General features: G+C 70.4%; 12 protein-coding genes and 1 pseudogene. 6 read left to right on the top strand and 7 right to left on the bottom strand.

The genetic code is table 11. The features are described 5' to 3' along the window. The first annotated feature begins 63 nt into the window (after window positions 1-63). From ACTMVF_RS13085 to ACTMVF_RS13070, 4 genes are all read left to right on the top strand, one after another. Window positions 64-2,169, top strand: coding sequence for an autotransporter (locus ACTMVF_RS13085; protein ID WP_441271151.1), 2,106 nt, complete (start codon window positions 64-66; stop codon window positions 2,167-2,169). A 138-nt stretch (window positions 2,170-2,307) separates the two neighbouring features. Next, window positions 2,308-3,231 carry a homocysteine S-methyltransferase gene (gene mmuM, locus ACTMVF_RS13080; RefSeq protein ID WP_441271150.1) on the top strand — a complete coding sequence of 308 codons (924 nt, stop codon included), beginning with the start codon at window positions 2,308-2,310 and terminating at the stop codon, window positions 3,229-3,231. A gap of 220 nt (window positions 3,232-3,451) precedes the next feature. Further along, window positions 3,452-4,510 carry a LacI family DNA-binding transcriptional regulator gene (locus ACTMVF_RS13075; protein ID WP_441271149.1) on the top strand — a complete coding sequence of 353 codons (1,059 nt, stop codon included), beginning with the start codon at window positions 3,452-3,454 and terminating at the stop codon, window positions 4,508-4,510. A 93-nt stretch (window positions 4,511-4,603) separates the two neighbouring features. After that, the gene (locus tag ACTMVF_RS13070) at window positions 4,604-4,678 is read left to right on the top strand and encodes a hypothetical protein (RefSeq protein WP_441271352.1); all 75 of its coding nucleotides are present in this window, start codon (window positions 4,604-4,606) and stop codon (window positions 4,676-4,678) included. Between the two features lie 115 nt (window positions 4,679-4,793). Here the strand turns inward: ACTMVF_RS13070 and ACTMVF_RS13065 are convergent. The 7 genes and pseudogenes from ACTMVF_RS13065 to ACTMVF_RS13035 all read right to left on the bottom strand — a co-directional run. Further along, window positions 4,794-6,152 (bottom strand): annotated as a pseudogene (locus ACTMVF_RS13065) (carboxylesterase/lipase family protein); the annotation flags it as partial. Between the two features lie 127 nt (window positions 6,153-6,279). Next, complete coding sequence (locus ACTMVF_RS13060; protein ID WP_441271148.1) at window positions 6,280-7,527, bottom strand: alginate lyase family protein; 1,248 nt, start codon at window positions 7,525-7,527, stop codon at window positions 6,280-6,282. Window positions 7,528-7,554: 27 nt separating this feature from the next. Beyond that, window positions 7,555-10,881: an alginate lyase family protein gene (locus tag ACTMVF_RS13055; protein ID WP_441271147.1), complete on the bottom strand. Its 3,327-nt coding sequence runs from the start codon at window positions 10,879-10,881 to the stop codon at window positions 7,555-7,557. A gap of 28 nt (window positions 10,882-10,909) precedes the next feature. Then, a complete protein-coding gene (locus tag ACTMVF_RS13050; RefSeq protein ID WP_441271146.1) occupies window positions 10,910-12,694 on the bottom strand; it encodes a glycosyl hydrolase family 28 protein in 1,785 nt (594 codons plus the stop codon). 57 nt (window positions 12,695-12,751) lie between these two features. Continuing rightward, the gene (locus tag ACTMVF_RS13045) at window positions 12,752-13,615 is read right to left on the bottom strand and encodes a carbohydrate ABC transporter permease (protein ID WP_441271145.1); all 864 of its coding nucleotides are present in this window, start codon (window positions 13,613-13,615) and stop codon (window positions 12,752-12,754) included. Next, window positions 13,612-14,610 carry a carbohydrate ABC transporter permease gene (locus tag ACTMVF_RS13040; protein ID WP_441271144.1) on the bottom strand — a complete coding sequence of 333 codons (999 nt, stop codon included), beginning with the start codon at window positions 14,608-14,610 and terminating at the stop codon, window positions 13,612-13,614. The genes ACTMVF_RS13045 and ACTMVF_RS13040 overlap by 4 nt, the downstream gene beginning before the upstream one ends. Beyond that, a complete protein-coding gene (locus ACTMVF_RS13035) occupies window positions 14,607-15,959 on the bottom strand; it encodes an extracellular solute-binding protein (RefSeq protein WP_441271143.1) in 1,353 nt (450 codons plus the stop codon). Before ACTMVF_RS13035 ends, ACTMVF_RS13040 begins: the two co-directional genes overlap by 4 nt. Before the next feature lie 473 nt (window positions 15,960-16,432). Between ACTMVF_RS13035 and ACTMVF_RS13030 the strand changes: the two genes are divergently transcribed. Next, complete coding sequence (locus ACTMVF_RS13030) at window positions 16,433-18,724, top strand: alpha-L-arabinofuranosidase C-terminal domain-containing protein (protein ID WP_441271142.1); 2,292 nt, start codon at window positions 16,433-16,435, stop codon at window positions 18,722-18,724. A gap of 254 nt (window positions 18,725-18,978) precedes the next feature. After that, entirely contained in the window at window positions 18,979-19,992 is a 1,014-nt protein-coding gene (locus ACTMVF_RS13025; protein WP_441271141.1) for a hydroxyacid dehydrogenase, read from the top strand. Window positions 19,993-20,061: the final 69 nt, after the last annotated feature.

Genomic DNA, 20,061 nt, shown 5'->3' with positions numbered 1-20,061 from the left:
GAGCGCTTTCCAGTCGAGCGCCATTTTTTGTTATCGCCCCTCTCCCGCCACGTCTCCTATGACGTGCGCAGCCATACCCCCAAGACAGCAGCGGCCCTCGGCGCCCTCGCCGTGGTCGCCGCCCTCACCGTCACCGCTCCCCCCGCGGTGGCCGCCGGCCCCCGGGACGTCACCGCGGACGTTCTCGGGGGCCGGGATGTCACGCTCAGCGGTGACACGGTCGTCACCGTGCCGGCCGGGACGACGACGTACGACGGCGTCTTCCGCGGCGAGGGCACGCTCACCGTGCGCGGCAGTGGGACGCTGATCCTGACCAAGGACAGCGACTTCACGCTGCCGAAGTCCCGGCAGCGGCAGAAGGTGAGCGTCCTCGGCGGCAACCACCCGTACGTCACCACGACCGACGCGGACCCGCCGGCGATCACGGTGGAGCGCGGGGCGACCCTGCAGTACGGCAACGGCGGTACGACCGGGCTGGTCGGTCACTTCCCGTACAACACCCCGGCGTTCCGGCTCAACCAGGACAACATCCGGGTCGACGGCACCCTGCGGCTCTCCCTGAAGAGCGCCTACAACCTCGGCACGATCAGCGGCTCCGGGCTCATCACCCAGCCGCGCTTCCTGTGGGGCACCTGGGACCTGTCGGGCACCCACTCCTTCTCCGGGGTGATCGACAACGGCACGCAGCTCAACGCCGGCAGCCCGGAGTTCGCGACCTCGCTGCCGAACGTGCGCAAGATCCTCAACCAGGGCACGTACACCGTGGACACCCCGCTGGGCCAGACCGTCACCATGGGCATGGACTTCTACCAGCGGGAGTACGGCAGCGACATCAACGTCCAGTCCCGGCCGGGCAGCAAGGTCGTCCTGACCGGCCAGTACAGCTGGTCGGACCAGGGCGGTGACACCAACCCCTCGCTCAGCGACCCGTCCCTGAACTGGACGCCCGCGCGCAAGAACGTCAACAAGCGCGGCACCAACATCAAGGGCGCGAACGTCCAGTGGGGCGACGGGACGACGAACAAGATCTTCATGCCCGGGACCGCGGAGACCGTCTACATCAACCTGCTGGCGGCACGCTCCCGTTCGCTCCTCACCTTCGACTACAACGGACCGGTGACGCTGGGCGCCCCCATCGGCGGCGGCAGGTTCCACGACACGCTGGCCGCGCCCGGCGCCGGTGACATCGTCATCAAGGGGACGAAGGGCAACGACGTCACCTTCGCCGCCGTGCAGTACTACGACGGCTCGACGACCGTGGAGAAGGGCGCCGTGCTGCGGCTGGGCAGCGGCAGGTCGGGCGGTGACGGCGGGCTCTACACGAAGGGGGGCCTCTACAAGGTCGTCAACAACGGCTCGCTGGTGCTGAACAACACGAGCAAGGCGCTGTCCCTGTCCCGGATCAGCGGCAGCGGGTCGCTCACCCAGTCGGGGGCCGCGACGACGACGCTGACGGGGAGCGCGGTCACGTACACCGGCACGACGACGGTCAAGAAGGGCACCCTCGCCCTGCGCGGCGGCGCGACGCTCGCCCGCAGCAAGGCGATCCGGCTCACCTCGGCGAAGTCCCGCCTGGACACGGGGACTTCGGGGCTGCGCGTGGGCCGGGCGAAGACGCTGACCGGCAAGGGCACAGTGAAGGGAGCGGTGACCAACGACGGCGTGGTCGCGAGCGGCCTGACCGTCTCCGGCGGATACACCCAGTCGGCGAAGGGCGAACTCGTCCTGCGCGCCGGCCCGTTGAAGGTGACCGGCGCGGTCCGCCTGGCCGGCGATCTTGACCTCGCGGCCGCCGCCACCACGACCAAGCCCGCCGGGAAGATCACCGTCCTCGACCACCGAGGCCGCGCGAAGACGACCGGCGCCTTCGCCGGTCTCAAGGAGGGCAAGAAGCTCCGGCTGGGCGACACCACCTACCGGATCAGCTACCGGGGCGGCGACGGCAACGACGTGGTCCTCACCGCCGTCACCACGACCCCCTCCCCCGGCGCCGACACCCCCCGCACGGCAGCCGACACGGTCGCCTCCCCCGGCACCCGCACCGCGAGCAGCGGCCTCGGCTGGTGGCCGTACGTCCTGGCGGCGGGTCTGCTCGTCGGTCTCGCGCTACCGGCGACGAGGTGGGGGCGGGGCGGCGGACGGCGCCGGGGAGGGCGGCACGCGGCGTAGGTGGCCCCTTCCGGATCAGGGCGGCGCGGGCCCGGCACTCGCTTCTCCAGCGTGGTCGTCCCCCTCCCCCGCACTCGCGATCCCCCACGGATGTCCCACATGCCGGACACCCACCCCGCCTCGACTACCGTCGTCACCATGACCAGCACCATCACCCTCGCCGAAGCCCTCGCCGCCGGGACCGTCGTGCTCGACGGCGGCATGTCCAACCAGCTCGAGTCGGCCGGGCACGATCTGAGCGACGAGCTGTGGTCGGCACGGCTGCTCGCGGAGCGGCCCGAGGCGATCACCGAGGCGCATCTCGCCTATTTCGAGGCGGGGGCGGACGTGGCGATCACGTCCAGCTACCAGGCCACGTTCGAGGGCTTCGCGAAGCGCGGGATCGGTCACGAGGGGGCAGCCGAACTCCTCGCGCTGAGCGTGGAGTTGGCGCGCGAGGCGGCCCGGCAGGCGCAGGGCAGGGGCGTCGCGCGGCCGCTGTGGGTGGCCGCGTCCGTCGGGCCCTACGGGGCGATGCTGGCCGACGGCTCCGAGTACCGGGGGCGGTACGGGCTGAGCGTCGACGAGTTGGAGCGCTTCCACCGGCCCCGCCTCGAGGTGCTGGCCGGGGCCCGGCCCGACGTGCTGGCCCTGGAGACCGTCCCGGACGCCGACGAGGCCGAGGCACTGCTGCGGGCGGTGCGCGGGCTGGGTGTCCCGGCCTGGCTGTCGTACTCGGTCGCCGGTGACCGCACCCGCGCCGGGCAGCCGCTGGAGGACGCCTTCGCCCTGGCCGCCGACGCCGACGAGGTGATCGCGGTCGGCGTGAACTGCTGCGTGCCGGAGGACGTCGAGGGCGCCGTCGAGACCGCCGCCCGTGTGACGGGCAAGCCCGTGGTCGTCTACCCCAACAGCGGTGAGGCCTGGAACGCCGAGTCCCGCACCTGGGACGGCCGCTCCACCTTCGCGCCCGAGCAGGTGCGGGGGTGGCGGGAGTCCGGGGCGCGGCTGATCGGCGGATGCTGCCGGGTGGGTCCGGAGGCGATCGGCTCCATCGCGGACACGGTGGCCGCGGCGCGGTAGCGATCGCGGCGACGTACCCGCGGGCGCGGCCGAAGGCCCGCCCGGCCCGGTATCCCGGCACCCCGGGCATCCCGGCACGCGATGCGCCGCCACCCCGCCGCACAGGACTCGTCCCCGCCCGCGACCCGCTGCTAGCCTCCGCATGGGAACCGGTTGCCATCGTGTTGCCGCAGGTTCCCAGGGGGTGGGCGAAGGTGCCCGGGAAAGGGGCGAGGCAGAGATGACCAGGAAGAGCGAGGACGCGGGGCGCAGCACCATCCGGGACGTGGCGGCGCGCGCGGGGGTGTCCGCGTCGACCGTCTCGCGCGTCCTCGGCGGGGTGTATCCGGTGAGTTCGGCGACGCGCACCCGCGTGATGCGGGCGGTCCGCGAGCTGGACTACGTCGCCGACGCGCGCGCCAAGGCGGTCGCGGGGGTCGGCACGCCCACGCTGGCGTTCGTGCTGGAGGACATCACGGGGCCGTCGTTCGCGCACATGGCGTACGGGGTGGAGCGGGAGGCGAGGCGGCTCGGCCACCTCTGCCTGGTGTGCACGACGGAGGGTGACGTCCAGCACGAGGTGGAGTTCGTCGAGATGATGCGCGCCCAGCGTGCCGCCGCCGTGATCCTGGTCGGCGGCTCCGCCGACACGCCCGAGTACCGCGAGCGCACCCGCCGTATGGCCGACTCGCTGGCGTCGGCGGGCTCCCGGCTGGTGCTGTGCGGGCGGCCGCCGCTCGGACCGGGGGCGCCCGTGACCGTCATCGAGTACGACAACGAAGGCGGCGCCTACGCCCTGGTCGCCCATGTCCTCTCCCAGGGCCACCAGCGGGTGCTGTTCCTCGGCGGCGCGTCCGACCACACCACCGCGCAGGGCCGTGAGCGCGGTTATCTCGCCGCTCACCGCGCCCGCGGCCTGGACCCCGACCCGGCGCTGCTCCTGCACGGCGACTTCACCCGCGACGCCGGGCACCGTCTGATGCGGGAGGCCCTCAAGCAGGGGCTGGAGTTCACGGCCGTCGTCGCCGCCACCGACATGGTCGCCGCCGGCGCGCTCACCGCCCTGCACGAGGCCGGCCTGGACGTACCCGGCGACGTCTCCCTGGCCGGCTACGACGACATCCCCTTCGCCCGTGACCTGCACCCGGCGCTCACGACGGTCCACGTCCCCTACGAGGAGCTGGGCCGCCTCGCCGTACGCACCGCGCTCGGCCGCACCCCGGAGAATCCGGACGAGCATCTGCTGCTGGGGACGCATGTGGTGGTGCGGGACTCGGTGGGCCGGATCGGCCAGGCCTAGGACACGGCCCAGGGTGCCCCCCAGCGCCCCCTAAGCGGGACGACCGTCGTCAGTGCCGACGGACGGCGCCGGGGAGGCGCAGCCGCCGTACCACTGACCGCAGTTCCGTACTGCGCATGGGCGAACCGTCGGCAAGGGCCGATGCCGGTGTGGGTTCCGGGGGCGTGACGGCGGCGGCCCACAGGGCGAGCTCGGCGTCGCGCCGGCCGTACGCGGTGTGGGTGTCGCCGTCGCCGAAGACGCGCACCGGATGCGAGTCGTCCCACGCCTGCCATCCCGGATCGCCGTCCACCACGAACCGCAGCCACGCCCCGTGCATCTCGTCCGCCAGCTCCTGCGGGGCGCCCTCGCCGGCCAGCTTGCGGGACTCGGGGACGTCTCCGGTGTCGAAGACGAAGCCGAGCTCCAGGGCGTGGCAGGCGCCGAGGTAGGGGAGGCTGGAGGGCCAGGCGAACTCGTACACGTACGTCGACCCGGGGCGGGCGTCGGCCAGGCGGTGCAGGGGGACGCGCAGCAGGTGGTCGGTGACCATCTGGCCGACGATCTCGGCGGTGCCGGCCTCCGGGTGCAGGGCACGGTAGCCGCGGGGCACGTCGGCGCCCACGTGGCAGCGGGCCATGGCGCCGGCCAGGGCGACCGCGCCGAGCCGGTCGAGGCGCTCCAGGAGGCCGCCGGGCACCAGCCAGAGCCGGTACTCGTCGCGGGTCCAGCCGGTCATCAGGTCGACGCCGACGGCGGCGTCACCCTCCGTGAGCGCCTTCAGGGGGTCACGGGGGACGATGTCGCCGTCGATGACGATCCCGAAGGCGGGCCCGCCGAGCACGGGGCTGCTCAGTCTGCCCACCTCGGCCTGGGTGCGCAGGAGCAGTTCGCGGTCGACCTCGGCGAACGCGGCGGCGGTCGCGGGGATCCTCAGCCGGTTGGCCATCCGGCGCACCATCCGCCGTACCTTGTCCCGCTCGGCCGCCTCGGGCGGCCCGCTCTGCAGGACGGCCCGCCGGACCAGGCCCTGGGCCTGGGGGGCGGCGAGCAGCGCGCCGATGCTGATGGCGCCGGCGGACTGGCCGCACAGGGTGATGCGGTCGGGGTCGCCGCCGAAGGCCGCGATCGACTCGTGCACCCACTGCAGGGCGGCGAGCTGGTCGCGCAGGCCGGCGTTGGCGGGGGCGTCCGGGAAGTAGCCGTAGCCCTCGATGCCCAGCCGGTAGTTGACGGAGACGAGGACGACACCGTCGCGCGCGAAGGGCCGGCCGTCGTACACCGGCACACCCGAGGAGCCGCGCGTCAGGGCGCCGCCGTGCACCCACACCATGACCGGGAGCCGGGCGCCCGGGCCCGGCTCGGGGGTCCAGACGTTGAGGTTGAGGCAGTCGTCGCCGGGCACGACGGGGTCGGACAGGTACTGCGCGAAGGCCTCGGAGTACGGCGGTTTCGGCGCGGTCGGCCCGAAGGCGCCGGCGTCGCGCACACCGTCCCAGGGTTCGGGTGGCTCGGGCGGCCGGAACCGGCGCGGGCCGAACGGGGGCGCCGCGTAGGGGATGCCCCGGAACACCGCGACGCCGTGTTCGTACCGGCCCCGTACGGCCCCGTAAGGCGTGCTCACCACGGGGTCTGCCACGGAATCCGTCTGGACTGCTGTCATACGTCCACCAGCCTCCTCACCGCGCTCGTGCACCGTGAAGATCAGAGCAACTCATTGTGGCCCGATATTCCGGTGCACGAGCGGGTGAGAGGGCTATTCGGCGTACCCGGCTCCTTGGCGTACGTCGCTACTTGGCGTACATCAGGGTGCCGAAGCCGAGCTGGTCGAAGCCTCCGCTGGCGGTGCCGTAGTCACCTCCTCCGCCCTCGGGGGCGACCGAGAAGCACATCTGGGCGATGTACTTGTCGTCGAGGAGCAGGCGTCGGCCGTAGTGGTAGTGGAGCATCGCCCACACCGGACGGACCTGGCCCCGGCTGCCGGAGCCGATCACCGTCTGTGACTGCTGGGCGCAGTTCTGGCCGGTGCCCCAGGTGTAGGTGGTGTAGGGCACATTCATGTTCAGGTTGTACTTGGCGACGTACTGTGCGGCTTTCATGAAGCGCCGGCCGTCGTAGGAGTACAGGTCGTCGCCCTGGTTCCAGGCCATCTCGCAGAGGGCGCCCATCTGGCCCATGCCCATGACGGTGTGGCCCTGGTCGCGGCCGGACTCCTGCCACTGGCCGAGGTCGTAGCCCTCGACGCCGGGGTACAGGAACGGCACCGCGCGCCGGATCTGGCCGTTGCCGCCGCCGTTCTTGAAGTAGTTGACGGCCTGGTCGTACTTGGCGCCGTCGTCGCACAGGATCCCGATGGCCATGATCGAGGCCATGTTGCACAGGTCCCAGTTGGCCCAGTAGTTGGTGATGCAGGCGTCGTTGTGCTCGCGGAGGAACCGGTCGTTGAGCGGGTAGAAGACGTTGAGCATCATCGTCTTGAACCGGTTGAGGTCGAACCCGGCGTACCCGCGCATCAGCTCGGCGGCGTTCGCGAACTGCCAGCCGTAGAGGCCGGCGGCGAGGTACCGGTCGGCATTGCCGGTGATCTCGGTGAGCGTGGACGACCAGGCGTTGAGGATGCGCACGGCGCAGTCGCCGTGCGCGGCGGTGCCGGACACGTGCCAGCGCAGCGCGTTCTGGTAGGCGGCGTGGATGTCGTTGTAGAGCTGGGGGTAGTTCTGGCCGTCGCCGCCGCGGATGATCGTGGCCGTGGGGCGGGGCGTCCAGGTGGACTGCGAGTGGGAGTTGGCGGTCAGCCGGTTCCAGCCGGACAGCCAGGGGTCGGTGCCCGCGGCGACCCTGACCTTGGCCCGGTTGATGTCGCCGGCATTGTGCAGCATGCCGGGGTGGGTGAAGGTCGCGGGGGCCGCGTCCGCCGTGGTGGCGACGGACGCGCTGCCCAGAGCGAGGGCGGCGGTGAGACCGCCCGCGGTCTTGAGCAGACCGCGACGGCTCAACTCACCTGTGGGTTGGGGCTGGTGGGGGGAAGTGCGGCTCATTGTGGTGCACTCCAATCCGTGGGGGGATCAGTCGGTGGTAATGCTCACCTCGTCGAACTCGGTGGTGCAGCGGGCCAGTTGGCTGCGGGAGCAGACCACGAGGCCCACGTAGTAGGGGGCGTCACCGAACCCGGGGATCTCGCCGGTGGCGAGGGTGGTCCAGGTGGCGCCGTCATCGGTGGACAGGGCTGCGGTGAAGGCGGTCCCGACGCGCTTCAGCCGCAGCAGGGCGGGGAGGGTGGCGGGTGTGTTCCCGGTGAAGGCCGACTTTCCGGCCACGGTCGTGCGCAGCATGAGCTGCGCGGTGGTCCCGCCGGTGACGACGGCCCCGGCGGCCTGGTCGAACGGCGACAGCGACTTGGCCATCAGCAGTCCCACCTGGTCGGCGCTCGCGCCCGTGCGGGAGCCGAGCCGGGCGGTGATCTCGCAGTCGCCGGTGACGGGGCGTCGCACGAATTGCCCGGTCATTCCCTGGTTGTTGGTGCTCAGATCGACGCCCGCACCGCGCACGGTGAAGGTGCCGTCGGCGTACGACGTACTGCCCGGGGTGCGGATCGCGACCACACCCAGCGTCCCGAAGGCGCGCTCGTCGAGCACCGGGTCCCCCAGGTCGCCGTATGTCCAGGGAGCGGGCGGGGGTGTGCCGACGGTGAGGGTCAGCGTGCCGGTGCCGTCGCCCGCCGCGTTGCCCGCGGTGGTGGTGACGGTGAACTCGCCGCTCTCGGTGGGCGTTCCGGAGACCAGGCCGGTGCACCGGTCGAGGCGGAGTCCGTCGGGGAGTCCGGCCGCGGTGAAGCGTACGGGCTCGTGCGAGCCACGCAGGAGGTGCCGGAAGGGGACGCCCTGGTTGCCGAACGCCCGGTCGGCGGAGACGAGTTGGGGCACGGTCGGGGTCGGCATCGGTGCGGAGACCGGCTCGGAGAGCGGGCCTCGGCCGCCGTGGCTCGTCTTCGCGACGACGTAGTGGTACGTCGTCCCTGGCGTGCCGGTGGCGTCCGCGTACCGGATGCGGGTGCCGAAGCCGACGGGGCCGATGCCGTTCGCGATCGACTCGTAGCGGCCGTCGGCGCCGGTGGAGCGCAGCACCTTGTAGCGGGCGGAGAGGTCCGGGTCGGTCCAGGCCAGCTCCACGGCGTCGGCGCCGGTGGACGCCGTCAGACCGGTGGCGGTGCGGGCGGGGCGGGGCACGGACCAGACCTCGCCGAGCGTGGCCGAGGTGACGGTGACGTTGTCGAAGGCGCCGGTGCCGGTCTCGGCGTACTCCGCGTCGACACCGAGGCAGGAGGTGAGGACCAGGCCGGCGTAGGCGGTGCGGCCCAACTCGACCTCGCTGGAGCCGACTTCGGTCCAGCGGATGCCGTCCGGGGAGATCGCCCCGGTGCAGCGGCGGCCCCTGCGGGTGACCCGTACCCAGTAGGGCGCCCGCAGCCGGTAGCCGTCGCCCGCGCCCTCGACGTACGGGGCCTGAAGCGGTGTCGCCGACTCGGGAAGGGTGCCGAGGCCGGAGATCGGGAAAGCGGCGGAGGTGGTGATCGCCTGCTGCTGGGTGGGCGGCACGGGGGTGCTGCCGGTCGCCGAGATCTCGGCGCCCGCCTCGGGGCGTACGGTCCACACGCCGCTCCAGGTGTGCAGCGGCAGCCCCTGGATCAGCATCGAGGCGTGCGCGGCGTCCGCGTCGAGGGAGTCGCGCAGTGTGACGCCGATCTTGGCGTACTGGGAGCTGAGCGGGAACACGATCCGTGCGGTGATCGTGCCGTCGCCGGTCAGCGGGAGGTGGACGCAGCGGTAGGTGTCGGCGGTGCCGGACGCCTCCAGCACGAACCGCTCGCCGTCGAAGGCGGCGGAGCCGGGGATGCGCACCTGGCCGATGTCCTGGCCCGACCAGGGCTCGGGGAGACCGGCCGTGGCGGTGGCCGGGCTCGAACTCCCGCTGCTGCCTTGTGAGTTGGTGGCGATGACGGTGTAGTGGTACGTCCGTCCGGCGCGTACGTCGCCGTCCGTGTACGTCGGCTTGTCGATGGCGGAGGCGATCTCCTCGTACGGCCCCTCGGGGCTGCTCGCCCGGCGGACGGTGTACGTCGTCGCCCACGCGGACGGCAGCCAGGCCACGGTCACGGCATCGGAGTCGCCGAGGGCGGTCACGCCCGCCGGGGCGGTCGGTGCGGTCGGCGACGGTGCCTTCGTCCCGGCGTAGGTGAAGGTGCCGAAGCTCGGCAGGTCGTCATTGCTGCCCTCGACGATGCGGGTCCCGCCGGTGCCGCGGAAGACGGCCGCCTTGGTGTACGGGGTGTCGAGGCCTCGGACGCCGGCGTAGTGGGCGTAGTACATCTCGTAGATCGGCGGCAGCGTGCCGCGGACCTTGTCGGAGACGGTCGTCTTGATGTACTTGCCGGTGCGGTCGAGGTCGGGGGTGAAGGGGACGTCGCCGCCGAGGTTGTACCGGGCGGCGTATTCGGCATTGGCGAGGATGCGGTGGGCATCGTAACCCCACAGGTCGACGCCCTGGTTCCAGGCGACCTGCGCCGCGTCGCCCATCAGGCCGACGGCGAGCTGCTCGTGCCCCTGGTCGCGGCCGCTCTCCTGCCCCTGGCCGGCATCGGTGACGACCCGGTTGCGGACGCTGCCGTTGCCGGCGCCGGCCGCGGCGAAGCGCAGGGCGTCCTCGAAGAGGGTGCGCTCCTCGCAGAACACGCCGATGGCCAGGATGGACTGAATGGCCGTCAGGTCCCAGTTGCCGTTGGCATAGAGCATGTAGCCGGAGATCGCCGGATACCAGACGTCCAGGAAGGACCGCTCACAGCGGGCGATGTCCTGCGCCGTCCAGCCGTCGTAGTCGCTGTGGCGCAGCAGTTCGGCCGCGTTGACGAACTTGAAGGCCTGCAGGCCCGCGCCGAGCGGCCCGTCGGCACCCGTGACCATCGTCAGGGAGGCCGACCAGGCGTTGAGGATGTCGCGGGCCTTGTCGGCGTGGGCGCGGTTGCCGGTGACGCACCACATCAGGGCGTTCTGGTAGGCGGCGGCCGCGTCGGCGGGAGCCTGGTTCTGGAAGTTCGCGGGACCACGGCCCCAGGAGGTGATCTGGCCGGTGTTCTGGACGGTGTACGTCGACTTCGAGCGGGCGTGGGCCGCGAACGCGAGGTAGCCGTCGTAGACCGGGGACTCCTTCGCGGCGACCGCGGCCTTCATACGGGCCAGGTCCTCCCGGGAGTGGAGGAGACCGGGGTGTCTGAATGTGAACGCCGCTTCGGCGGTCTGGGCCCAGGCGGCTGTGGCGGAGGCGGACAGCAGTCCGGCTCCTGCCACGGCCGTGAGCCCCGCCGCGCCGAGGAACGACCGTCGGCTGAGGGAATGCACGGGTGTCTCCTGGTTCAGTGGGGCCGCATCACGCGTGCTCGATGGTGAACGTGACGGTCTGCGTCGCGGTGCCCACGCTGTTGGTGGCCGAGACGGTGACCGTGAAGGTCCCGACGTTGTCCTCGGCGGTTCCGGAGATGAGGCCGGTGTCGGTGTCGATGTCCAGGCCCTTCGGCAGGCCCTCGGCGCCGAACTTCGTCGGCAGTCCGCTGGCCGTGATGAGGTGGTTGAAGACCTGGTTCTTGGTGGCCGTGGCCGTTTCCGGGCTGGTGACCTTGGGCGCGTCGCTCGACGTGGCCTCGGTGGAGTTCAGGAACCGCGGGTTGATCACATGCTCGTTGGCGTACGCCGGCATCATGTCCGTGAACTTGTACCAGCCGGGCTTCTTCATCCCGTTGCCGATGAACTTGCCGTTGATGACGAGGTTCTGGAACGTCACGTTCTTGATGGCGTGGTCCGCGTCGTAGCCGACCATGACGGACGGGTTGGCGTGCGTGCCGGTGTACGTCAGGTTCCGTATGAACACTCCGTCGATGCCCCGTCCGACGGAAGTGTTGTAACTCTTGTTGTACATGACCCGCATGTTGATCAGCTGGCCCCAGCGGAAGTCCTCCACCCGGATGTCCTGGGCGCGGACGTTGCGCAGCAGGTTGCTGTCGCCGGGGTTGAGCGCGATGCAGCCCTGGTAGTCCATCTGCGGTTCGCGGTGGTCGAGGATGTCGATGTTGCTGAAGACGAGGTTCTCGATGGTCTCCGGCTTGTCGGTGTTGCCGTGCGTGCCGACGTTGATCGGGTGCGCGACGTCCGCCCAGAGGGTGGAGTCGCGGACGGTGATGTTGCGGCAGTCGCCGTAGTAGTCCCAGCGGTGGGCGTAGATCGCGATGCAGTCGTCGGAGTTGCGCATCCAGACGCCCTCGATGAGGACGTCCTCGCTGGAGAAGACGTCGATGCCGTCGCCCCACTGGCCGTGGCTGTAGGAGTGCAGGTTGCGGACGGTGACCTGCTTCGACTGGCCGACGGTGACCGAGTAGCCGCTGCTCGGGTTGAGCACCATGACGCCGTCGATCTCGATGTTCCTGGAGTAGTTCACCAGGACGCCGTTCTGCGAGTTGTACAGCACACCGCGGCCGATCAGCCGGGAGTTCTCGACGTTCTGGAACTCCACCCGGGAGGTCAGCACGGCGCCGCCCGCCAGGTACAGCGTCTTGCCGCTGGGCACCTTCACCACGTTGTCGGTGGTCTTGTGCAGGCCGGGGCCGAAGTAGATGACGTCGGGGTCGTCCGGGTCGGGGACGTTCGTCTCGATCGGGTTGGCGTGCAGCTGCAGGTTGTTGAAGATCTCCCCGTCGATCTCGAGGGAGAGGTTGCGCGGCTCGGTGAGGGTGAAGCTCACCGTGGCGCCGTCCACCGTGAACTGGGTGTCGTACGACAGGGGGCGGATCCGCGCGGAGCCGATGGCGCCCTTGGACGAGGTGACGGCGACCTCGACGGTGCCGCTGAAGTCGAAGGTGGCGACGGAGGAGTTGAAGACCGGGCCGCTGCCCGTGTTCGCGTCGATCTGCTTCGCCCGGGCGCGGTGGACGGGCACCGTCTGCCATTCGCCGCCCGGCGTACGGGCCTTGACGGAGAAGCTCGAGTTGGTCGGGACCCCGCTCGGGATGGGGTACACCAGCAGCTTGTCGGCGGATGCGGGCGTGTCGTCCGCTCTCGCGGTACCGGCCGCGGCACCGATCAGTGAGTACGCGGCGCCGGCGGCACCCGCGGCCTGGAGAAGGGTGCGCCGGGACAGGCCAGTGCTCTCTGTGTCGTTCATGGAGCAGGTCCTTCAGTAGAAGGGGGAGGAGAGATACGGAAGGTCAGGGGGCGCTGGTCACTTGAGACCGGAGGTCGACATCCCGGCGACGAAGCCGCGCTGGGCGATGAGGAAGATCAGCAGGATGGGGACGACGTACATCACGGAGGCGGCGGCCTGGAGGGTGGTGAGCGGTTGGCCCGCGGACGTGACATAGGTGGTCATCACGGCGACGGCGAGCGTGCTCTTGTCCGTGGACAGCAGCAGCTGCGGGGCGATGTAGTCACCCCAGGTCCAGGTGAAGGCGATGATGAAGCTCGCCGACATCACCGGCCAGGACTGCGGCAGGAAGATCCGCCAGAAGATCGCGCCGTATCCGCAGCCGTCGACGATCGCCGCCTCCTCCAGCTCGCGGGGCAGACCCGCGAAGAACTGCCGGAAGAGGAAGACCAGGTACGGCGCGGACGACAGGCCCCACAGCACCCACGGCCAGTACGTGTCGACCATGCCGAGCTTGGCGAAGATCAGGTACGTCGGCAGCAGGGTGATCATCTGGGGCAGCATCATCGAGCCGATGAGGATGCCGAACAGCGTCTTCTTGCCGGGTGCGGTCAGCCGGGCGAAGCCGAACCCGACCCAGGCGGAGCTGAGGGTGACCAGCGCGGCGTAGATGGTCGCGACGATCAGGGAGTTGCGGGCGTAGCCGAGGAAGTCGATGAGGTTGAAGGCGTCGGCGAAGTTGTGCCACTGGAAGTCGGTAGGCAGCCAGTGCACGGGCGCGGCGGCCACTTCGGCCGGGGTCTTCAGGCCGGTGAGGATCAGCCATCCGAAGGGGCCGAGGAAGAGACCGGTGACGGCGACGAGCACGGTGTAGAGGACGAGGCGGTTGACGCGTATCCGCACGCGGACCGGAGACTTGGGATTCAGGCTGGTGGCAGTCACTTCTTCGCCTCCGGGTCGACGTTGTAGAACACCACGCCGGACGTGAACTTGAAGATGAGTCCGGTCGCGATGAGGATCAGGACGAAGAGCACCCACAACAGTGCGGAGGCGTATCCGTAGCGGCCGAGCGCGAAGTACTCCGAGAACACGTGGATCATGTACGTGTAGTTGGACTGCGGAATCGTGGTGAGGCCGCCCGTGGTGTTGAGGGGGGCCAGCAGCATCGGCATGATGGTCTGCACCGAGGCGATCACCCCGGTCACGGTCTGGAACAGCAGCACCGGCGACAGCAGCGGCACGGTGATGCTGCGGAAGGTCCGCCAGGCGCTCGCGCCGTCGATCCGGGCGGCCTCGTGGAGTTCACGGGGCACGTCCTGGAGCCCGGCCAGCGAGATGATCATGACGTTTCCGGCGGCCCAGAGCACCGTCATGATGAGCACGTAGCGGGCGTAGGGGTCGGCCAGCCAGCCGATCGCGTCGAAGCCGAAGAACGTCAGGGCGCCGTTGGCGGCACCGGAGTTCTGGTCGAAGAGGTTCTTGAAGGCGATGCCCGCGCCGACCGGCGGCACCACGGCCGGCAGATAGAGCAGGGTACGGAAGAGACCGCGCCCTTTGACCGGCCGGTTGATCAGCACGGCGAGCGCGAGCCCGGCGATGATCGACAGCGGCACCGAGAGCACCGCGAACAGGCCCGCGCGACCCAGGGAGTCCCAGGTCTGCGAGTCGTTCAGCAGCTCGCGGTAGTTGCCGAGGCCCACGTAGTGCCAGTTCGGTGAGATGCCGTCGTACGTGGTGAAGCTCAGCCACAGCGCGTACGCCATCGGCGCGATCGTCAGCAGGGCGAACCCGATGATCCACGGCGAGGCGAACATGTAGAAGGCGCGGTGCCTGCGCGCGGTCATCGAGGGCCCGGTGCGCTCTGTCGACCGGGTCCGGCCGGTGTGCGCGGTCGAGTCGGACCGGTCCGCGACGGATGTGACCTGATCGACCGTCATCCCACCTGCTCCTTACCGCGGTTCAGCTGCTCGTTGATGACCGAGTTCAGGCGTCCCGCGAGGGTGTCGACGGACATCTCGCCCTTCATCGCGGCCGGGGTGACCTGGTTGTAGAGGGACTCGAAGGCGTCCCCCGTGATGTAGGGGGTGAGGGAGACCACCGAGAAGTGCTCGAGCTCGTTCTCCTGCGCCTTCAACGTCCGCTTCTGGTAATCCTCCTGCTGGGGCATCAGCTGCCGCAGCGACTTCAGGGTGGGGATGCCCCAGCCGCCGGAGGCGCGCGCCTTGGCCGGTGCCTCACCGAAGTACCACTCGAAGATCCGCCACGCGGCGTCCTTGTTCTTCGCCTTCCGCGGCATCCACAGGCCGGTGCCGCCCTGGCAGGCGCTGATACGCGGGCCGCCCGCGAAGACCGGGGCGGGAGCGAGGCGCGAGACCTCCGCCAGCTTCTTGTCGCTGCCGATCATGCCGCCCATCCAGTAGCCGGCGTTCGACATGGCCAGCCGTCCGGCCTGATAGGTCGGCCCGTCCCAGCCATTGGGGTCGGGCAGGATCGGGCTCGGCCCGACCTTGAGCTTGCAGTAGTCGATGTACCAGGCCAGCGCCTTGCGGGCCTCGGGGGTGGTGAAGTCGACGCGGGAGAAGTCGTCGTTGAACAGGCTGCCGCCGGCCGAGGCCGTCATGGTCGCCATGAGCGTGAGCTTCGTCAGTCCGTTGTAGCTGCCGCCGAAGACGGTCGTCTGGCCCTTCGAGCGCTGCGCGAGGCGCTGGGCGTTCTCCAGCCACTGCTCGTACGTGACGGGCTCGGTCTCCGACGGGTAGTCGACGCCCTTCTTGTCGAAGGCCGCCGTGTTGTACCAGTACATGGAGTCCTGGGAGAAGTCCTTGGCCATCCCGTAGCGGGGGCCCTTGCCCTGGGTCTTGCCGTCGTAGCGCCACAGGTCGTTGACCGGGTCCAGGTCGTCGAGCCTGAGGACGCTGCTCCTAGCGAAGTAGGGGTCGAGCTCCTGCATCACGTCCCGTGCCGCGAAGTACGCGGCGTCCGTGGCTCCGACGGCGCGAACCAGGTCCGGCGGGTTACCGCTGGTGAGCATCGCGATCAGCTTGGTGATGTCGTATTCCACTCGCCTGATCGTGATGCCGGTGTCCTTCTGAGCCTGCTTGACCAGCTCCGGACTGATGTCGTCGCCCTTGACCATCATCGTGATGGTCTCGCCCGAGCCACTGCTGACCCCTGTGGAGACCTGCATCGCGCAGCCGCTCAGCGCCGCCGCGCCGGCCGCGGCGCCGCCCGCGGAGAGGCTGAGGAATCGGCGGCGGCTCAGCGAGGCACCGGCATGTGGGCGCATGAACCCACCACCCCTTTGCTTGCTCGTTCGATATTTCGACCGTAGATCGAATGCACGACCAGCCCGATTTAGACAACCGGTTGTCGAGCAGTGGGGCAGAGCTTCTTCCTGTCCGGAAACCACGTCAAGAGCCTTGACGAATTTTCGAAAAGACTGTGTAACCTCGGCGACATGAGCAAGTCGGCTCCAGGCTCGCCGCGGAACCCACGAAAGCTCAGGAAATTGCAGGTCAGAGGCCTGCTTCCCATGCGCACCGCCATTCCGACCGAGTTGGCACGACGAACGGGAGCGTCCCGCGCCGCGCGCTCCGACGCCGACCGGGGGCAGCACGACGAGACCGGCTTGATCATCACCGTCGAGGAGCGGACAGCAGGCCATCTTGACGGCCTGGCCGGAAACCGGTTGCCGCCCATCGCGCCGCGTGGCCCAGTCGTCGCAAGCCCTCGACCACACGACCGTGAACGGAGCCCAGCATGCCCCGTCCTCCCCACCCCACACGCCCCACCCGCCGTACGACGATCCGCGTCGACATGAGCGCCGACGCGGGGCACCCGATCAGCCCGGACGTCTTCGGCGCCTTCTTCGAGGACATCAACCACGCGGCCGACGGCGGGCTGTACGCCGAACTCGTCCAGAACCGCTCCTTCGCCTACAGCCGTGACGACCGTCCCGAGTGGCACGCGCTCACCGCCTGGGAGCTGGTGGAGCTGGGCGGCGGACGCGGCGGCCTGCGCACGGACACCGCCGCCCCGCTGCACCCGGCCAACCCGCGCCACGCGGTGCTGGAGGTGACGGCTCCGGGCGAGGGCGTGGGCCTGGTGAACCACGGGTTCGACGGCATTCCGGTCGAGGCGGGGGCGTCGTACCGGCTGAGCCTGTACGCCCGCCGCCCGGAGGGTGAACACGCCCCGCTGACCGTCCGGTTGGCCGGATCGCGAGGCACGTACGCCGAAGCCGTGCTCGACGAGGTGACGGGCTCCTGGACCCGGCACGAAACGGTGCTGGTCTCCGCCGCGACCGACCCCGACGCCCGGCTGCTCGTCCTCGCCACCACCCCCGGCACCGTCCACCTGGACCTGGTGTCCCTCTTCCCCACAGCCACCTTCCGCGGCCGGCCGGGCGGCCTGCGCGCGGACCTGGCCCAGGCGATCGCCGATCTGAAGCCCAAGTTCCTGCGCTTTCCCGGCGGTTGTGTCGCCCACGGCCTCGGGCTCGGCAACATGTACCGCTGGAAGGACACCATCGGACCACTCGAAGGCCGCCGCCCGCAGCGCAACCTGTGGGGCTACCACCAGTCCGCCGGCCTGGGCTACTTCGAGTACTTCCAGTTCTGCGCGGACATCGGGGCCAAACCGCTGCCCGTGGTGGCCGCCGGGGTCTGCTGCCAGAACACCCCGGGCGGCCAGCACGCCGTCCCCCTCGACGAGATGCCCGCCTACATCCAGGAGATCCTGGACCTCGTCGAGTACGCCAACGGCCCCGCCGACTCACCCTGGGGTGCCCGGCGGGCCGAGGCCGGGCACCCGGAGCCGTTCGGCCTGGAGTACCTCGGCGTGGGCAACGAGGACGAGATCACCCCGGCGTTCCGGGAGCGGTTCGCCCTCATCCACCAGGCGCTGGCCGAGCGGCACCCCGAGATCACGGTCATCGGCACCTCGGGGCCCGCCCCCAGGGGACGGGACTTCGAGGCGGGCTGGGAGTTCGCCCGCAAGACCGGCCTCGCGATGGTCGACGAGCACGGGTATCTCTCACCGCGCTGGTTCCTGCAGAACACCGACCGCTACGACGGCTACGACCGCACCGGCCCGAAGGTGTACCTCGGCGAGTGGGCGTCGATGGGCAGCACGCTGTACAACGCGCTCGCCGAGGCGGCGTACATGAACGCCCTTGAGCGCAACGGGGACATCGTCGCCCTGTCCTCCTACGCCCCGCTGCTCGCCAAGTCGGGTCATACGCAGTGGACGCCGGACCTGATCCACTTCGACAACACCTCCGTCCGGCTCACGGTGAACTACCACGCGCACCGCATGCACTCCGTGCACCACGGGGACCTGTGCCTGCCGCACACGCTGACCGGCGCCCCGGCCGCGGCCGACCCGCCGGACGGCCTGCGGGGCGGAGGGGTCCGGCTCGACACCGTGAACACGGTGGCGGAGTACGCGGACCTGCGCGTGAGCTGCGGGGAGGCCGACTACACGATCGATGTGCGGGCGCGGAAGACCGGCGGCGAGGAGGGCTTCCGCCTCGCCTTCGGAGCGGTGACCACCGATGACCACTACCTCTGGACGATCGGCGGATGGCAGAACAAGGGGATGCCGCTGCAGCGTGTCTGCGACGGATGGACCGAGGACGTGGAGTGGGTGCCCGGCACCGTCGAGACCGGGCGGTGGTACGACATCCGGGTCGAGGTCACCGGCTCCCTGATCCGCTGTCTGCTGGACGGCGCCGTGATCCACGACGTCGAGGACGACCGGCGTCCGCTGCGGACGTTCTCGGTCTCCACCGTCCGGGACTCGGCGACGGGTGACGTCATCGTCAAGGTCGTGAACCTGACGCCGGACGAGATCAAAGCGGACATCCGCCTCCTCGGGGCGCGGCAACCCGCCGTCCGGGCCACGCGGACCGTCCTGGCCGGCGAGTCCGCCGCCGAACAGGCCGTCCCGCACAGTTCGCCGCTCCCCGCGTCCGACGCCTTCGACTGCCCTCTGCCGCCGCACTCGTTCACGGCCGTCCGCATCGCACTGGCACCGGAGAAAACGAAGTAACCGATTTCGCGACAGCACGGAACCGAACGTCCCGGGCCGACCAGCGGCTCAACCCTGCCGGGACAGCCTTGCCGTGGCCTCATGTGTCGCTCCTGACACCTCTCTCCCCCAAGCAAGCCTGTACGCGGTGCAAATGAGTTCGAAGAAACCCGCGCACTCACTCTCAGCCCAATTGATTGACCGGCCCTTCTTGGCAGATCTACGGTAGAAGGCGCTTTCTGAAAATGTTTCCATCACAGTCCGTCAGGAGACTCATGCCCAGCCCCCAGCCACCGAGGGCCGTGTTCGCCATGGACCCGGTGCACCTCCCGCTGCTCTTCCCCTCGCCGCTCATGGCCAGGCTGAGGAAGGCCTCCGACATCGACCCAGAGGTCGTCGTGCGTAACTTCGCCGACCCGGCGTCCGCGGCCGCCCTGGCCGAGGCCGAGGTGCTCATCACCGGCTGGGGCTGCCCCCACCTGGACGCCGACGTCCTCGCCGCCGCCCCCAAGCTGCGCGCCGTCCTGCACGCCGCGGGCTCGGTCCGCTCGCTGGTCGGCGAGGCCCTCTGGAAGCACGGCGTCACCGTCTCCAGCGCGGTGACCGCCAACGCGCTGCCGGTCGCGGAGTACACGCTGGCCATGATCCTGCTCGCCGGAAAGGACACCTTCACCCACCGCGAGCGCTTCCGCACCACCCGCGCCTATCCGACCCCCGCCGAGACCGCCCCCACGGGCAACGTCGGCCGCCGTGTCGGCGTCATCGGCGCCTCGCGCGTGGGCAGACGGCTGCTGGAGCTGCTGCGGCCCTTCGACTTCACGGTGCTGCTGCACGACCCGTACGTCAGCCCCGCCGAGGCCGCCGAACTCGGTGCCGAGTCGATGTCCTTGGAGGACCTGCTCCGGCACAGCGACATCGTCAGCCTGCACGCCCCCGACATCCCCGAGACCTACCGCATGCTCGACGGCGACCGCCTCGCCCTCATCCGGGACGGCGGCGTACTGATCAACACCTCGCGCGGTGCCCTGATCGACCCCGACGCGCTCACCGACGAGCTGGTCTCCGGACGGCTGCACGCGATCCTCGACGTCACCGAGCCCGAACCGCTGCCCGCCGGCTCCCCGCTCTACCACCTGTCCAACGTCTTCCTCACCCCGCACATCGCCGGATCGCTCGGCAACGAGCTGGAGCGCCTCGGCCGCACCGTCGTGGAGGAGCTGGAACGCATGGTCGCGGGCCTGCCGCCGGTCCACGAGGTGCACCACGCGGACCTGGCCCGGGTCGCATGAGGCGGCGGCCGGCGCACGAGGCGCCCGCGCGGAAACCATGGGATACGGTTTCCGCATCGGCGGGGGGCC

Origin of the sequence: Streptomyces sp. SD31 (assembly GCF_052068475.1) — a bacterium.
Taxonomy (GTDB): Bacteria; Actinomycetota; Actinomycetes; order Streptomycetales; family Streptomycetaceae; genus Streptomyces.
The sequence above is the reverse complement of the archived record's forward strand: the minus strand, read 5'-3'. Positions and strand labels throughout refer to the sequence as shown.

Bases quoted from the DNA above. Each gene is read 5' to 3' on its own strand.
- ACTMVF_RS13040 (WP_441271144.1), bottom strand. From the start codon at position 14,610: ATGACGGTCGATCAGGTCACATCCGTCGCGGACCGGTCCGACTCGACC.
- ACTMVF_RS13075 (WP_441271149.1), top strand. From the start codon at position 3,452: ATGACCAGGAAGAGCGAGGACGCGGGGCGCAGCACCATCCGGGACGTG.
- ACTMVF_RS13050 (WP_441271146.1), bottom strand. From the start codon at position 12,694: ATGAACGACACAGAGAGCACTGGCCTGTCCCGGCGCACCCTTCTCCAG.
- ACTMVF_RS13025 (WP_441271141.1), top strand. From the start codon at position 18,979: ATGCCCAGCCCCCAGCCACCGAGGGCCGTGTTCGCCATGGACCCGGTG.
- ACTMVF_RS13030 (WP_441271142.1), top strand. From the start codon at position 16,433: ATGCCCCGTCCTCCCCACCCCACACGCCCCACCCGCCGTACGACGATC.
- mmuM (WP_441271150.1), top strand. From the start codon at position 2,308: ATGACCAGCACCATCACCCTCGCCGAAGCCCTCGCCGCCGGGACCGTC.
- ACTMVF_RS13060 (WP_441271148.1), bottom strand. From the start codon at position 7,527: ATGAGCCGCACTTCCCCCCACCAGCCCCAACCCACAGGTGAGTTGAGC.
- ACTMVF_RS13035 (WP_441271143.1), bottom strand. From the start codon at position 15,959: ATGCGCCCACATGCCGGTGCCTCGCTGAGCCGCCGCCGATTCCTCAGC.